Source organism: Paenibacillus bouchesdurhonensis (assembly GCF_900155685.1).
GTDB lineage: Bacteria > Bacillota > Bacilli > Paenibacillales > Paenibacillaceae > Fontibacillus > Fontibacillus bouchesdurhonensis.
Genome location: NZ_LT732547.1, coordinates 556,540 through 572,761, shown reverse-complemented (window position 1 = coordinate 572,761; position 16,222 = coordinate 556,540). Strand labels below are relative to the sequence as shown.

The 16,222-nt window shown below is 51.4% G+C and carries 11 protein-coding genes; 2 read left to right on the top strand and 9 right to left on the bottom strand.

Going from position 1 to position 16,222, the window contains the following annotated elements; translation table 11 throughout:
- Nucleotides 1-41: 41 nt before the first annotated feature.
- The 7 genes from CZ379_RS02340 to CZ379_RS02310 form a co-directional block, all read right to left on the bottom strand.
- Nucleotides 42-509 carry a DUF2691 family protein gene (locus tag CZ379_RS02340; RefSeq protein ID WP_110930134.1) on the bottom strand — a complete coding sequence of 156 codons (468 nt, stop codon included), beginning with the start codon at nt 507-509 and terminating at the stop codon, nt 42-44.
- Between the two features lie 353 nt (nt 510-862).
- A complete protein-coding gene (locus CZ379_RS02335) occupies nt 863-1,993 on the bottom strand; it encodes a glycoside hydrolase family 88 protein (RefSeq protein ID WP_110930133.1) in 1,131 nt (376 codons plus the stop codon).
- Nucleotides 1,994-2,092: 99 nt separating this feature from the next.
- A complete protein-coding gene (locus CZ379_RS02330; RefSeq protein WP_324616330.1) occupies nt 2,093-4,057 on the bottom strand; it encodes a hypothetical protein in 1,965 nt (654 codons plus the stop codon).
- A 578-nt stretch (nt 4,058-4,635) separates the two neighbouring features.
- Nucleotides 4,636-6,519, bottom strand: coding sequence for a DUF2264 domain-containing protein (locus CZ379_RS02325; RefSeq protein ID WP_110930132.1), 1,884 nt, complete (start codon nt 6,517-6,519; stop codon nt 4,636-4,638).
- Nucleotides 6,520-6,764: 245 nt separating this feature from the next.
- Nucleotides 6,765-7,604, bottom strand: coding sequence for a carbohydrate ABC transporter permease (locus tag CZ379_RS02320; protein WP_110930131.1), 840 nt, complete (start codon nt 7,602-7,604; stop codon nt 6,765-6,767).
- A 14-nt stretch (nt 7,605-7,618) separates the two neighbouring features.
- On the bottom strand, nt 7,619-8,557 hold the full coding sequence (locus CZ379_RS02315; protein ID WP_110930130.1) for a carbohydrate ABC transporter permease: 939 nt from the start codon (nt 8,555-8,557) through the stop codon (nt 7,619-7,621).
- Between the two features lie 91 nt (nt 8,558-8,648).
- Nucleotides 8,649-9,992 carry an ABC transporter substrate-binding protein gene (locus tag CZ379_RS02310; RefSeq protein ID WP_110930129.1) on the bottom strand — a complete coding sequence of 448 codons (1,344 nt, stop codon included), beginning with the start codon at nt 9,990-9,992 and terminating at the stop codon, nt 8,649-8,651.
- 281 nt (nt 9,993-10,273) lie between these two features.
- Between CZ379_RS02310 and CZ379_RS02305 the strand changes: the two genes are divergently transcribed.
- The gene (locus CZ379_RS02305) at nt 10,274-12,070 is read left to right on the top strand and encodes a sensor histidine kinase (RefSeq protein ID WP_110930128.1); all 1,797 of its coding nucleotides are present in this window, start codon (nt 10,274-10,276) and stop codon (nt 12,068-12,070) included.
- Between the two features lie 39 nt (nt 12,071-12,109).
- Nucleotides 12,110-13,723 (top strand): response regulator, encoded by a 1,614-nt coding sequence (locus CZ379_RS02300; protein WP_110930127.1) that lies wholly within the window; start codon nt 12,110-12,112, stop codon nt 13,721-13,723.
- 65 nt (nt 13,724-13,788) lie between these two features.
- Here CZ379_RS02300 and CZ379_RS02295 read toward each other — a convergent pair whose 3' ends face one another.
- Together CZ379_RS02295 and CZ379_RS02290 are read right to left on the bottom strand one after the other, a co-directional pair.
- Nucleotides 13,789-15,033, bottom strand: coding sequence for a Zn-dependent hydrolase (locus tag CZ379_RS02295; protein ID WP_110930126.1), 1,245 nt, complete (start codon nt 15,031-15,033; stop codon nt 13,789-13,791).
- A 7-nt stretch (nt 15,034-15,040) separates the two neighbouring features.
- Nucleotides 15,041-16,204 carry an ankyrin repeat domain-containing protein gene (locus tag CZ379_RS02290; protein ID WP_110930125.1) on the bottom strand — a complete coding sequence of 388 codons (1,164 nt, stop codon included), beginning with the start codon at nt 16,202-16,204 and terminating at the stop codon, nt 15,041-15,043.
- Nucleotides 16,205-16,222 lie beyond the last annotated feature (18 nt).

The following is a 16,222-nucleotide window of genomic DNA, read 5'->3' as shown; positions in this document are numbered from 1 at the left end:
GTAGACGAGAAGGTTTCCGTGACTATTAAGCTACCACCGGACTACCATACGGACAGTCTAGTTCTAAAGTCATTTTCATCGGTGATATATTGGACATGGCAAAATCCTTTTTCGCTTGCATTTTGATATAGACTTTCAAGTTGCACATTGCTCTTACAAAATATCGTGATATATACGCTATCCACGACAAGCAGGCATAGTTGACAACCACTATGTAAAAAATCCTCGTACGTTTCCACATTCGTTATGTTTTGCCCCTTGGGATAAGCTTTGAGATCTGCAAATATTAAATAATATGATTTATTTTCTATAAGATCCTTTAGAAGCTCGCCCTCCATGCCACTTGCCTGTTCTATAAAAAGGGGAGGCCCCAGTCCTTCCGCATTTATTAAATAAGACTCCTCACCGCCAGTACGCCAATGGAAGGCTGAGACATCAAGGGGCTCTAATATCTCGCCAAGATAACTTCCATGTTTGTTTGGAATTTCGAGACTAACGCCCCTTTTCATGAATGTAAATGTCTAGGGCCTTAATTCCTCTATGAGCAAGCTTAATAAATAAAATCAAGCAGTAAACGCTTAGTCCGATCAATGCTAAGTAAATTAGAATAGCCAAAATTGGAAAAATGCCAAATATGCCAACATTCGCAGCAGTATCCATAAGTCATCTTCTCCTTATATGTATAGTTGATATTGCCCATACTCCTCTATCCAACAAAACGCCCCAGCTTAAGATCGCTCTTATCTTAGGCTGGGGCGATGCGGTTAGAGGATATTCCACAATTATACATACACGATACAAGAAATGCTAGAGCTCGATAGCAATCCGCCGAAATCGATACCCATGCACCGCCTTAAAAAGATTACTCCCAATAAAACGGCCCGCAGCCCTTCAGCCGAGCCAAGCCTTCTACAAAGAAGTAGTCGCCGTAAATCAACGGGACATCGATATTGGTGCCCTGCGGATAGTTGCTCGTACCATGCAGCAGCAGCCCTTCCTCTTCAGGGAGATTCCAGGTGCCGTAGTTTTTGTACAGGGACTTCAATATTCGCTCACCGCCTGCACGGTAGACATCCGCATCTCCTCCCTCACTCTGATTCGCGAGCAGCAGAAGACCGCTTGCCGCACAGGAGCCGGCCGAACTGTCACGAAGACTGCGCAGCTCATCAGGAGCACGAAAGTCCCAAGCGGGCACACTATCCTCCGGCAGCCTGCTGAGAAAGAAATTCGCCACTCGCTTCGCGGCTTGGAAATAATCCTCCTTACCTGTATGGTGATAAGCCAAAGCCAGGCCGTAGATGGCCCAAGCAGCGCCCCGCGACCAGGCAGATTCAGGAGCATATCCCTGACCGCCCAACCCTTCCAGCATTTCACCCGTCTGCGGATCAAAATTGACGATATGATACACCGAGCCGTCATCTCGAATAAAATACTTTAGCACGGTATCCATATGCGCCTCGGCAATGTGGGCAAAACGAGGATCGCCGCTGACACGCGAAGCCCAGAACAGGAGCGGCATATTCATGCAGCAATCAATGATGGCCTGGCCTTCATTCCGCTCTCCTTCTGACCAGGGATTCCACGCCCGGATAAATTGCCCCTTCAAATTAAAACGAGCAGCAAGATAGTTCGCAGCCTTCATAGCTCTTATTCGCGAAGTTTCGTTGCCTGTCAACATGTAGTTTGCAATACTGGTCAATGTCCACATGAACCCCATATCATGATCCAGCTTTACAAAGCCGTGAAGCACTTCATCCAGTTTAGCCTCACATTCCTCGGCCAGCGCCTTCAGCTCTTCCTTTCCGCTCTCCTGATACAGAAGCCAGAGCATCCCCGGCCAAAAGCCCGCTGTCCACCAGCTTGGCTCAGCCAGTTGATATACTCCATTTTGACTCGCATGGGGAAAATCAGATCCGATTCGAGCGGTATTCCGCAGCGTTTTTTCCAGCGATTTATGCCAAGCCTCGTTTATCCAAGCCTGTTCCGTTTTCATTCCGTAGCTCTCCTCTCTCCTCGATGCTTCATTTTAATAATTTAGATGCTATTTCTCTAAGAGGGCTTTTGCCACTGCTTAGTTTCAAATCCAACAGCCTTACTGTCGTATAAATTGAAAAAGAAAGCTCAGTTCAAGATGCCGCTCCGGTTGTAATACATGGAAATCCAGCGTATACCATACCTGATCCTTCCCAAAATGATCGCGATAGATCCGCTCCTTTACTTCAGCCTGAAGCTGCCGCTGGTCATAAACCAGTTCCAAAGCGAGATCACTGCGGGATAACAGGAGACGCCCTTCCCCCAATTCTTCCGGTTGAATCAGCGTTACAAATCGTTCCACTAAGGTGAGCGGCTTGCTGGAAAAAGCAAACACATCTCGCAGCTCCAAATCCGGCAGCTCTTCCTTGCTCCACAGCCAAGATCGCTTAAAGGAAAGCAACGCCTCGCAATCATATGCCTTGGACAGCTCTACGGCCATCCGAGTCTCCATCCCGCTGCTTGTCTGTTCCAGTATAGAAGCGGTTCTAGCTCTTCCGGCCATCTGCAGACCGCCGTTAATGATAGGAACCGAATGACCCTGTGATCCGTTGCAATCATACGTATAGCGGGCTAGGCCGAAATAGTCCTTCGTATATTCCCCGCAGCCAAGATCGGACAGGAAGAACTCTCCATCTCCCGCCAGCATGAACTGGCCAAGGTCGTTATGGTTATGCGGCTCATCGTTATGTCCTCCCTTGGCGGCAAAGCCAAAGACACCTTTCGGCGAGACGGTACGGGAAATGAGCCAGCCTGCATCTTTCAGCAGAAAATCGCCCGGTTCCCAGTCCTGCACTTCCGCTGACAATCCCCGCCAGAGCAAATTCCGCAGCGCGGGCGCCCATCTGCTGCAATGATCCTCCCGGTAGTCCGCCCGCAGACGGGATGGCGGTGGCGGAACGCTTGCATATGTGCTGGAAATATAGCGTGAAAGCCCGATATGCACGCTTCCATAAGGCAATGCATCGGAGAAGTTAACTACGGCGCTGCCGCCCAGGAAGCATTTCTGCTGGAAGCCGGCAATTGTTTTAACCTTTGTCTGGGCAAACCAGTCCAATTCACCCCTGCTGCGCTTGTATAGCAGGTCGGCGTAATATACGAAATAGCCGAAGCCATAGTTCCAATATCCAAGCCCCTCCAGGCAGGCGCCGTCATCCCCAAAGCCCTTTAGATAACAGGTCATACTATGCTGGGTTTTCTCCAAAATCCGTGCCAGAAGCTCCCGATCCTGATTTTCATCCAGCAGCAGAAGAGCTGCCGAGCCGATGGATCCGGCGCATACGGCAGACCAGTTATGCTCCGCCTCCTCCCATTCATAGGGGCCACTCTCAACGAAAGGCTTCAGGAGCCGTCCATAAACGAGTTCAGCGATATGCACATGGAGCATCTCCGGCAGCCTGTCGCCCAACAGCACGCTCAGCTCAGCTAACGTATATCCCGTTTCTGCCGCAAACAGGTCAATGGTCTCCGCAAGCGGCCGCTCCGGGCTGACATGCGCTGGCAGGCACCAGCTCACCTCGCTGCATACTCCCCAAATGGCCTCCAGCAGCTCCGTATGGTGCTCCTCGCACTCCGGCTCCAACAACGATAACAAAGCATAGGTATTCAACCGTCTTCTCCGCTCAAAATAAGCCCGCTCATATGCCAGCCTGGAGCCCGTCTGCGCAAACTGAGAGAAGAGCGAATACGTGAGATCAGGCCATGCCGCCCCCCGCAGCCTATCCCGTTCTGCCCTAATTTCGGCGAGATCCGCAGCATATTCCTCGCCGTTTCGTACATTGCGCCAAAACCGTCGAGCATCGCCATCCGGAAAATATAAATGCAGTCCAGTTGGAGACATTCTGCTCACGATTTCTGTCAGCTCAGGAGCCTCTGTGTACTTTGGGGACTCTGCGTACTCCGGGAACTTTACGTACTCTGGGGACACTGCGTTCTCTAGGGACTCTTCGTTCTCTGAAGCCTCTGCGTTCTCTAGGGACTCTCCCTCTCCCGGCAATAGTTTGGTTATCTTCTCAACCCGCTTCATTCATCACTTTTCCTTTCCATCACACGGATTTGAGATCTGTATAAACTGTACACCTAGCTGTCGTGCACCAAGATGTCGTGAACTTGTATGTTTTACACCAAGATATCGTAAACTTAGATTCCTTAAACTAAAAAGCGTATACCAAGCTGCTGTCGTACTGAGATGCCTAATAAGCTGTATCGTAAATCAAATGGAATTCATGTATCTAATTATGCTCTAAACGAATGTTTCAGGGGAGTAGATGGATTTTATGCATCTAAAATCTAGAACCCAGCGGATGATTGGTAATTCCCCTTCTTCTAATAACATGAATTCCATTTAAATCTGCTTTCTTTTCTTTGTCATAGAAACTAACTGCTATATATATCCATTTATATAAGTTGAACTATTGAAATGGATGTAGGGGAATTACGTCATATGTTCCTGCAATCGCTATTGCCCCGCTTTCTCTCAGAAAGCTTTCCGTTTCTTCGGATTCATTGTTCTCCCTTGTCTGCATCCCATTCCTTAGTTCATCTTATATGGCATCATAGAATCCTCTTCATCCAAACATTGCGTTCTAGCCGCTGGGCTTATTCTCAATTACGGGGGATTATGATCTCTTCCCCTCGGCGACTCCGAATGGCAATAGCTCCTTCCCCGATCGTGACGTTCAGCCCGATCTCCGGGAGGCCGTCCAAGCTTGCATCCGCCTGATCCAACTCTTCCACTGCCCCCGCCTTACCCGGCTCCCCATACACCGCCGACACGAGCCAGTGCACCCCTGGCGCAAGCGAAGCAGTCAGCGTCGGAATCACCGTGCGCGCCCGCAGCAAATTCGTGTTGGCGTTCGGCCACACCAGCCCTGCCGACTCATAGCCCAGCAGGCTCCGCACGCCGCTAATCCCCCAAGGGCTAGAAGCAGCAGCCTCGCTTGCCTCAACGCGCTGCAGCGGCGGCGCTTCGATACCGAGGGCGAACCCTCCTTCGGCGGCATCCAAGCTGCGCAGCGTCTCGATCCGGTGAATCCGGATATGCCATGGAAGCCCGGCCACAAGCCAGGTACTGACCTCGACGTCAGCCCAAGGCTTCCACACAGCATGGAGCACATTATCCCGGATCATCGTCTCGTTGTTGCGGCGTCTGACACGGTAGAGGTTGTCCCCGGCTTCACTCAAAGCCAGCATGGAATCAAAGGCTCCTTGGGACAACCCCCATTCGGAACGCGGCACGCTGAACCCAAACCAGGTAGAATACACAAACTTTTCGTATTTAGCCGAAGTATGGGTATGCTCGTTCGTGCCCCGATGACCGCTGTTAAAGGCCGCGACATGCCCGGACGCCTCGTCCCGAGCCAGCACGAGATGCGCCGGATTTTGAACGGACAATGCGTCCATTTCCGGCAGCAGCAGCTCTTCGGCCTGCCAGAAAGGATGATCCGCAGGCAAAGCCAGCGGCAAAAAAGTCTTCAGCGCCCAATACGGCGAACCCGGCGAATTGTAGTTCTCCGCCATCACAAGGTTCGGGTAAGCGTAGCCGATCGTTAGAATGCCGCCCGCATCCACCATCCTCTGGCTAAACCACCAGCGCAAATTGCGCAGCAGGAGCCCTTTCAATACGCCCAGCGGCAGACTATCCGCCCCAGCAAAAGCCATTGCGCCCCAGAAGGCCGACTGGGAGAAGCGATAAGATAAGCTTCGTCCATAAGGAACTGCTGAGCCATCCGGGGAGAACCAGGCCAGGAAACTGGACGCGAACTCATTCGCGCGCTGCTTGAACCTGTGAGAGCGATCGGGGTCTTCCCGCTCCATCAGCCCAGCATAGAGCAACCCATAATAATGGAAAGCAAACGGCACATAGTAATCGCAATGCCCCCCTACCCCATCGCTATACCAGCCTTCCTCCAGATAAAAAACGTCGAGCCGATTCAGGTTCTGCTCCAGCTGCCCGGCATCGTACGGCAGTCCCGCTTTGCGGAAGCCAATATTCACGAGTACATTGAAGAACAGCCAGTTGCAGTCATGACAAGGATGCGAGTTGATTTGATTCAGCCAGGCATAGAGATTATTCCTTGCCTCCACATCAAGCGGCTCCCAGATTTTGTCCGGGATCAGCGCCAGCGCGTAGCCAAACACAGCCATCTCGACCAGCCGCTGATCATAATCGTCCACCTTGCCCCAGTATTCCTCATGTCCCGGATCTGTTCCGTTCTCGATCCCTTCAAGTACGATATCCCATAAATCGCTCGAGCCCCCGCCAGCTAGGAGCGGAACCAGCCCCCACAGCACCCGGGAGAAGCCCTCCATCCCGGCAACCGCAGCCGGATAGCTTGCTCCGGTTGCACCGATCTCCAGCCTGGCCTTCCCCTTGCTATAGCAAGGCCGAAGCGGCGCAAGCAGCTGATGTAAGGCGGCGGCCAGATCATCGCGCGTCTTCAGCGGATTGTCCGCCAGCTTTTCATATCCAAGAGAGACGTTCCCCATCACCAATCTTCCCCTTCGTTCCTCTGGTATTTGCTTGTATTTTGCCTGTGTTTTTTTGCTTGTATTTCGCTTGTATCTTGTATTTAGCTTGTATTTAGCTTGTATTTAGCTTGTATTTAGCTTGCATCCACTTTTTCCCAATTACATTTAGCTTATATTCACTTGTGCTCACTTGTATTCCGCTTGTATTCACTTGTACTTCACTTGTATTCACTTGAAGACGATTGAATTCGCTTACAACCCCATCATCCTTTAATGCCCGAAGAGGCGACTCCCTGCACGAAATATTTCTGCAGCGCCAGGAACACCACCAGCACCGGAATGATGGACACGACGCTCGCGGCCATAATCAGGCCGTACTCCGCCGAATACTGGGAGATGAACATCCGCAGACCGATTTGGATCGTCTTCAGCTCGGTTTTGGTCAAATAAATCATAGGCCCCAGGAAGTCATTCCACGTTGACACAAAGGTAAAAATCGTCAGGGTCGACAATGCCGGCTTCGACAACGGCAGCATGATCCGCGCCCAGATGCCATATTCGCTAAGACCATCGATCCGGGCCGCTTCGCACAGCTCATCCGGGATACTCTGGTAGAACTGCCGCATCAGGAAGACGCCGAAGGCCGAGAACGCCTGGAGCAGGATGATCGCAAGGTGGGTGTTGTTCAGCCCCATTGAGCGCATCATGATGAACTGCGGCACCATGTAAGCCTGCCAAGGAATCGCAATCGTGGCAATGTACCCGAGGAACAGCGTTTTTTTACCAGTAAAATTCAGTTTTGAGAAAGCATAGGCCGCAAAGCTCGATGTCAGGATCTGCAAAACCGTGACGATAATCGACAGCTTGGCGGTATTGTAAATGAACGTGCCGAGCGGAATCCGCGTCCAGATTTCCTGATAGTTGCTCCAGCGCGGAAGCTCTGGAATCCACTGCATCGGAAAGGTGAACACGTCCTTGTTCAGCTTGAGTGAGGATGAGAGCATCCACAAGTAAGGCACAAGCATGCACAACACGACGACGATCAGAACGACATAGGCAAACGCTTTGGCAGCGATTTGAATTCCTTTATTTGCTCCTACCATATCCGTAAATCCCCCTATTGTCCATACTTCTTCTCGCCCTGGAACTGCACTAGCGTGATGCCGAGGACGAGCAGGAATAATACGATCGCCATCGCGCTTGCATAGCCGTAATCCAAGGAACGGAAGGCCGTGTTGTAAATTTGATAGACGAGCACCCTTGTCGAGTCATTCAACTGATTATCCGCGCCGGCAAACAGGTTGATGAAAATATCGTAGACCTTAAACGAGTTAATGACCAGGATCATCAGTACAAAGAAAGTCGTAGGCGCAAGCTGCGGAATCGTTACATTGCGGAATCTTTGCCAGGCGTTCGCGCCGTCCAGCTCGGCAGCTTCGTACAATTCGGGGTTCACGCCCTGAAGCCCAGCCAGATAAATCACCATGTAATACCCCATGTTCTTCCATACAGTAAACAGCACGACCGTGAACATTGCCCAGTCTTTATCCGCGGCCCAGCGCGGCAGCTCCTCAATCGGAATCCCGGTTATCGCATGCAGAATATTGTTGACGGGTCCCATCGTCGGGCTAAAAATAAAATTCCATACTGCAGCGACGGCTACGAGCGAAGCTACATAAGGGAAAAAGAACACCGTCCGCATGAAGTTTCGCCCGAATATTTTCTGATTGAGCAGAATCGCGAGCCCTAGTGCGCATACCATCGTCAGCGGCACGACACCCACAGTGTAGATCACCGTATTCCATAACGATTTATGAAAGGTGGGATCCTTCCAAAGACGAACGAAGTTGTTCATCCCGATGAATTCCATCGGATTGGCGCCGTCCCACTTCACGAAGGCAAGTATGAGGGCAAAGACCATAGGCACCAGCGTAAAAACGGCGAAGCCGATGAAATTGGGAGCGATAAAGCTGTAGGCCACCAGATGATCCTTCGCCTTCTTGGTCATGCTGCTTTTTTTCGGCGTATGGTTTCGTATTACGGTTTCGTTCTGCATAGCATCTCTCCTCCTCCTAACCTGCTAGCTTTCTAAAGGTTTGGCAAAGGGCAGGCCATTAGCCCGCCCCCTGGTATTTATGTGTCTATTCTTAATTGTTTATAATAAGCTGTACCCGCGTGTTCATATCAGCGAGACCTTTGTCGATTGTCGCATTTTTGGTCATGATGCTGTCATGCGCCTCGTTCAAGATAACCTCGATGTCTGCACTCTTCTCATGAAGCGGCATTTCCAAGTAAGTTTTCGCCGTCGTCAGCGCTTCCTTGCTCGCCTCATCCGCAGGGAATCCCTCGACAGAAGCGATAGAATTGACGACTTCATCGTTCTTGATCGCCGGAATGGTGCCCGTAGCGGCAATAACGGCTGCGCCTTCTTCACCTGTGACGAATTTCATGAAGTCTAGCGCAGCTTCCTTGTTGGCCGACTTCTTATTCACCGCCAGCGAAGTAATCGTTCCCAGCGTAGTGCCTGGTTCTACGCCTTCCGGATGCGGGTATTTCACGATGCCCCAGTTCGTCGCCTGCGACTCGCCGCTCTTGACCTTCTCGATTTGCGTCGCAATAAACCAGCTGCCCATATTCATCATGGCAACAGAGTTGTTGTAGAACACCCCAGAGTAGTGGGTGCTGGACGTCTTCAAGGTGGCGTAATCCATGACGATTCCGTCTTCCTGCTGCTTGAGAATGCGCTCATAGGTCGGTTTCAGGAAGTCGTATTCGCCGTCAACGACGGTGTTCTGGCCATCCAGAATGCCGAACAGTTGTACCGCACTGCGCCATGTGTGGTAATGGGCACCGTACACTTTGTTCGCGCCGCTGCCTGACGTCATTTTCCGCGCCAGCTCATCGTACTGCTCCAGCGTCATATCATTCGTCGGATAAGGAACACCTGCCTGATCGAACAGATCCTTGTTGTAATAAATCAGCCAGAAGTCGCTGCGGAAAGGAAGCGCATACACTTCATCGTTCATTTGAATTTGCTCGACCGTACCGCCATAAAGCGATACGTCGATGCTTTGCTCGCTCATAAACTTTTTCAGCGGCTCCAAATGGTTCTGTTTCACGAGGTTGGCATATCCCGGAATATCCTTTACCGTAAGAATATCGAGATCCGCTCCGCCGGAGAGCTGCGTGCTGAGCATGGTCATGTAGTCCGTTGAGCCCAGATCCACGTACTCGATCGTCACATTGGGGTTCTTCGCTTTATATGCATCGATCAGCGGCTGGTAATAAGCGGTCGCTTCCCAATCCCACAAAGCCCATTTCAACGTGATCGGGCTTTCAGACGGCGTATTGGCAGCGGTTCCATTATTGTTCGCGGCAGGCGGCTCCGTCGCATTAGCATTCTTGCCTCCGCTGTTCCCGGAGCAGCCGGCCAGCATGCTGAGCAAGAGTACGGCAGCAAGAGTGATCCCTAACCATTTTCGCATTCTCATGTTTTTGTCCCCTTTTCATCTAATTTTGATGCCGGATTCAGCATTTCGAATCTCTACATTTATCCTAGTTGATTTTAAAATGAAAGGGCATACATTTTTTATCACAGTTCATTCACTTTTCTGTTCACTTCTTTTCAGTAGGCACGGAAAGCTGTAAAATTCTCATAAAAACCTGTAAAAATCGTTGTTTCTGTCTAACCTGCTATGTCTGCGGACTAGCGTTCATGTTATGGTAGTGTTACCCACTCGAATGAAAGCGCTTAATACTCTGCGAAGAAGAGGTGGTTTCTACGAAACGAAAGGCGACCATCAAAAGCCGGATCATTCTGATCATGACCGTGTTTGCTCTGCTGATTGCATCCCTGCTGTCTTTTTTCAGCTATGAGCTCATTTCCTATTTTCAGAGGAAAACAACGATACAGGCTACCGAATTCAATCTGCAGCTCGTATCCCATATCATTGAGCAGGATTTGATGAATCTGTCGGTTCTGGCGATGACCTGCAGTACTAATTCCTCGACCAATCGCATGCTGAATGATTATTTCAAGTCCGATCAGCCGAGCTCTATGGAGGCAATTCATGTCTTCACCTCGCTGCAGGAGGATTTCCGGATGAACCGCTCCAACGGGTATGTGCGCCGGCTGATCGTGACCGATAATAAGGATAAATTTTTTCAAGTGGACAACTCCGTCAGCACATCCGTCCCGTTAACGATTCATAACATTAATCAACTGCCCGGACTGGCTGCGGATGCTACCGAGGAATGGGAACGGGTCATTCAGGACCCGCTCTCCCTAACCAAGACGATCCCTTTCGTCATGCCCATTTACGGGGATAATGCCAACCGGATCGGAACCGTGTATCTGCTGGCCAACACCTCCGTCATTACCGACAAGCTGAAGGGCTACGGCCTGCCAGCGGATGCGAAGCTGCTGCTGACCCTTGGGGAGCATCCCTATGAAATTCAGGGGGATCGGATTGTTCCTCTCCCCGCGGGATATAAGGCGACCCCTTATGATGAAGAGACGGCCATCGGCAGCGTCACATCGTTGTCTTGGCTGGAAATGAACGAAGGCGAGAAGCTGATTTCCGTGTCGTATCCGGTGCGCAAGGGAGTGACGCTATCCCAGACACTGTCAGAGAAGCAGTTTGCTCCGCAATTCAATCTATGGCTGCTGCTCATGCTGGGCGTTTGCGTGCTCGTGATTGCCTCCAGCGGCGTCATTACGGTCTATTTGACCAAGACGATCAGCCTGCCTGTCGAGAAGCTCAAGAAGCGCATCGATAAAATCGCCCAAGGCAACTTCCTCATCGACCGGAACATGGAATGGAACAGCGAGCTTGGCGATGTGGGGCGCGGCATCAACCGCCTTTCCCAGGACATCCTCTCCCTGATGGAAACCCGGGTCGCGGACGAGAAGCAGCGGCAGGAGCTGGAGTACCGCATGCTGCAAAGCCAGATTAACCCGCATTTCCTATATAACACACTGAATTCGATCAAATGGATGGCGACGATCCAGAATGCTACGGGCATTGCGGAAATGACCACTTCGCTGTCGCGCTTGCTGCGGAGCATTGCCAAGGATGGACGTAAGCTGGTGCCGCTGCAGGAGGAGTTAAGTCTGCTGGAGGATTATTTTCTCATCCAAAAATACCGCTATGGCAGCAACGTGACGATGGAAACGATGATCCATGATGAACAGCTGCTGACGGGGCTGATCCCCAGGTTCACCCTCCAGCCTCTGGCGGAAAACGCGATTTTTCATGGTATTGAGCCAAGGGGGCATGGCCGTCTTAGGCTAAGTATTGAACGCAGCGGATGGAACGACATTCTGATCACCCTGGAGGATAATGGAATTGGGATCAGCGAGGAGCAGATTACCGAGGTTCTAGCCCCTCGGAAGCAGGATTCGCATCAGGATTCCGCCGCGAAGGGATTGCTGGAGGGCATGGGACTGCGCAATGTCAATGAGCGGCTGAAGCTCACCTATGGAGAGCAATACGGATTATCGATCGAGAGCGTGCAGGATCAATATACGAAGATGTTTATTTTGCTGCCTTACCGGACAACGGAATGATGCTGGCATATATCGCAAACTTGTAAGGAAGTGATTGCATTGATCAAATTGCTGATTGCCGATGATGAAGCCCTAGTCTGTATCGGCCTGCAGTCCATGCTGAAATGGGAGGAATACGGAATCGAAGTTGTTGGGGTCGCCTATAACGGAGGGCAGGCCGAGGAATTGATTGAAGCCTATCGACCGGATATCGTGATTACTGATATTAAAATGCCGATCAAAACCGGCCTGCAGGTCGCCGAGTCGGTTCGCCGCAAATACGGTCGCGTTCCGCTCTTCATTATTTTGACCAGCTATGAGGAGTTTGAGTATGCCCGCACGGCCATCGAGATGCAGGCGGTCGATTATCTGGTGAAGCTGGAGCTAACGCCCGAAGCGCTGGAGGCCTCGATTAGGAAGGCAATGAAGCGGCTAGAGGAGCATAAAACGGTAGAAAGCTACCCGGATCTGATGCATCGCAGTAAGCTTCACGAGCTTCGGGAGAAATTTTTCGTCCGGCTGTTCAACAATCTGTTCGAGAACAAGAATCAGTACCTTCTGCAAAAGGAGGATCTGGAGCTTGAGCTGTCCGCCCCGGCCTACCTGGTATGCACCTGCCGTATCATGGCCCCGGATACCGTTCCGCCGAGCGGCGACAAGCTGGTCACCCTGTGCACCAGCACCGTGAAGATGGCAAGAGATCGGCTGATTTCGGTCAGGCCCTGCTATGTGACCAGCCTCGATTTGCGCAATTTTACCATCATTCTGCCGATCGATGATGCTCATTCGCTGCAATGGAGGCCTGACATCGAGTCACTGCTCTCGGATATGGCCCAGGTGCTGCATAATTATTTCAATGTCAGGATTATGGGCGGAATTGGCCATGCCGTAGACGATCCATACATGATTCATGAGAGTTATCTTGCCGCCCGGCGGGCTTTGCCCGCCGCGTTGGAGCAGCAAGGCTTTGTCTTTTATGCGGATGATAAAAAAGGCTCTAATCTGGAGCAGCCCCTCTTCGATTACTCGGCCTCTCGCTCCGAGATCCGCCGAGCGTTCGAGGAGATGGATACCGATGCGCTCCACAGTATTATTACCAGTATGATCGAGGCCTTCGAAGGGCGGCCCGATCTCCTCGTTGCGGCAACGGATGCGGCCTGTAGTGTGCTCTATATGGCCACCTCCCTGCTTGCCGATGGAGAGAATCTAGTCGAGCAGATCTTCGAACAGGAGCCTGAAGGTTACCGAGCCATCTATCAGCAGAGCTCCATCGACGGCGTAATCGGCTGGCTCGTGCAATTCCGCGACGGATGCTGCGAGCTACTCTCCTCCAGGAAGCAGAGCTACAAGGAGCAGGTCATCCGGCAAGTTCAGGATTACATCAAGCGCAACCTTGACAGCAAGCTGTCCTTGAACCAGGTCGCGGATATTTTCAACTTTAGCCCTAATTACTTGAGTCACCTGTTCTCCAGAACTGCCAAAGTCAATTTCGTCAAATACGTCACCGACACCAAAATTGCGACGGCCAAAGAAATGATGCTGCGCGGCGAGGGCCGGATCAACGAAATTTCCCATAAGCTCGGTTACGACAGCGCCTTCTATTTCAGTAAAGTGTTCAAGAAGGTCGAGGGCATTTCCCCTCGCGAGTTCATGCAGCGGGTAGAATCTAAGTAAATATATATGAACAAGCCGAGCGGCCTTTGGGGTTCAACCCCCGCATACCGCTCGGCTTGTTCTATTTAAGAAGATGGGATGGCAAAAGCCAATACCGCCTCTTTCAACAGTCGCAGCCCTGCCTCGATATGCTCGACTGCTGCAAATTCGTCGGGATGATGGCTCAATCCCTCCCTGCAAGGAATAAAAATGAGTCCAGTCGGGCAAATATGCGCCATGCTCATCGCGTCATGGCCTGCGCCACTTGTCATACGAATATAGCTTAAGTCCAATGATTCAGAGCATTCCGTTAATTTCGCTACAACCTCCTCGGAGAGAAGCACGGGACGCTCTACATTGATCACTGCTGGATTTATGATGACTCCGCGCTGGCTCTCCAGTTCACGAAACAAACGGAACAGGGAATCGAGCACGTTATTTTTCGATTGCTCCGACGTGCCGCGCACCTCTAGTTGAAGCGTAACGGAATCCGGAATCACATTCATAGCTCCGGGTTGAACCATGCATACTCCTACCGTTCCCACAGTCCCAAAGGCGGCTTCCTTCTTCGCCGCACTCTCCACCTCCAGGATAATTTCAGCGGCTGCCGCCAACGCATCCTGTCTATCATTCATCGGCGTCGTGCCGGAATGCGACGCTTTCCCACTCACATGCACCTGAATACGGGTAGGGGAGGCAATGCCGGTAACAATACCTATTTGCTGTCGTTGGGCTTCCAGCAAGGGCCCCTGCTCAATATGGAGTTCAAGGAATACCTTGAACTCCTCTCGTCTTCTTAGAGCTTCGCCAATCTTGTGAAAGTCCAAGGAACATTCACGGAAGGCCTCTTGAATGGTAATGCCGTTCTTATCCCGTAAATTAGACACGGCATAAGTATCCAGGAGACCCGTCATTGCTTTGCTTCCAAGCGTAGAAGCCCCGAATCGGGCCGATTCCTCGCAAGCGAATGCAATGAGCTCAATGGGATGAACGGTTTCCACCCGCTCCTCGTTCAGGCTCCTGATCACTTCCAAAGCAGCGGCTACGCCTAATGTGCCATCATATTCCCCGCCGTGAATGACAGTATCCATATGGGAGCCAAGAGCAACGACGGGAAGATGGGGGTTCTTGCCTTCCCGTCTGGCAATCAGATTGCCGAATGCGTCTACCCGTACAGCCATCTGTTCGGCTTCGCATAACTCCTTGAAATCAGCCAACGCATCCGTGTAGGTTTCGGAATAGGCAAGCCTAGTGATTCCCTTTCCCTGCGGATCGGCTCCAAACTGATTGATTCTGGACAATGTAGCTAGCAGCCTTTGAATGTTAGCCATATCCGCCTCACACCTTGTCCAGCAGCTCTTGCGACTGAGCTTTATGCTTTTGATACAGCGGATTCGCCGGATCGTGCTTAATGGCATTCTCGATCGCATCGATCGCTTCTTGATGTCTGCCCAAGGAGCGCAGGCTGTTTGCTTTATGAAAAGAGAAATCGTAACGGTGCGGCTGCTGAGCCAGCAGCTTGTCCATTTCTGCTACAGCAGCCTCGTGTCTCCCCAATTCTCTTAAGTAATTGGATTTGTGATATCTATAGAAGGTTTCTTCGGGATCGAGCTCTATGGCCTTGTCGTATTCAGCAAGCGCCTCCTCCGGCTTCCTCATCATCCGCAACGTATTCGCGGTGTAGAAATAAAAGTCGAGATCGTGCGGATTCAGCGCAAGTCCTTTGCGGTACTGCTCAAGTGCTTCGCCATAACGTTCCAGCTCGCTTAAAAAGTAAGCTTTATAATAGATCAAATCGGCATTGCTGCCTTCCTTGTCGAGCGCCTCATCCAAAATACCGAGCGCTTCCTCATAGTTGTCCGCCTTGATCAGGGATTTTGCCTGTAGAATCGCCTCATGCTGCTCTCTGTCTTCGTTCTTCAGGATTTTGACGACTTCCGTCTGGCCCATAGCTTGCGCATGCTCCAGTGACGACTTCCCGTCCCGATCCTGTAGATGGGGATCGGCTCCCGCTGCGACCAGCAGTTCAATAATATCGGAGTACAAGCGGCCGCCATTGCCGAGAATGACCGCTTCCAGCAAAGCCGACCAACCCAGGTCATTTATGTGATTCACTGCAACGCCGCTGTCCAGGCATACCCGAACAGTTCTTAAGTAGCCCTTCTCACTCGAGGGCAGCAAGGCGGTTCCTCCGAAACGATTTACGCTCTTGATATCGGCACCTGCCGCTATCGTCAGCTTCAAGATTTCATGAAATCCGTTGGCGCCCGCACATAAATACGGGGTCAACTGCGTGACGTCTCTAGTGTTGACATCGCTGTTCGCTTCAATCAGCCGCTTTGCAACGGGGATTTGGTTTTTTTGCACGGCCGCCATCAGCGCAGTTCGACCGCCCGCATCTTTATAATCCACGCTCGCCCCTTCATTTAAAAGCTGTTCGACAGTGGGCAAATCGCCTTGTTCACTGGCAGTAATAAGCTTCTCATTCAATGGTTGATCCATGACGTATTCACTCCTTTT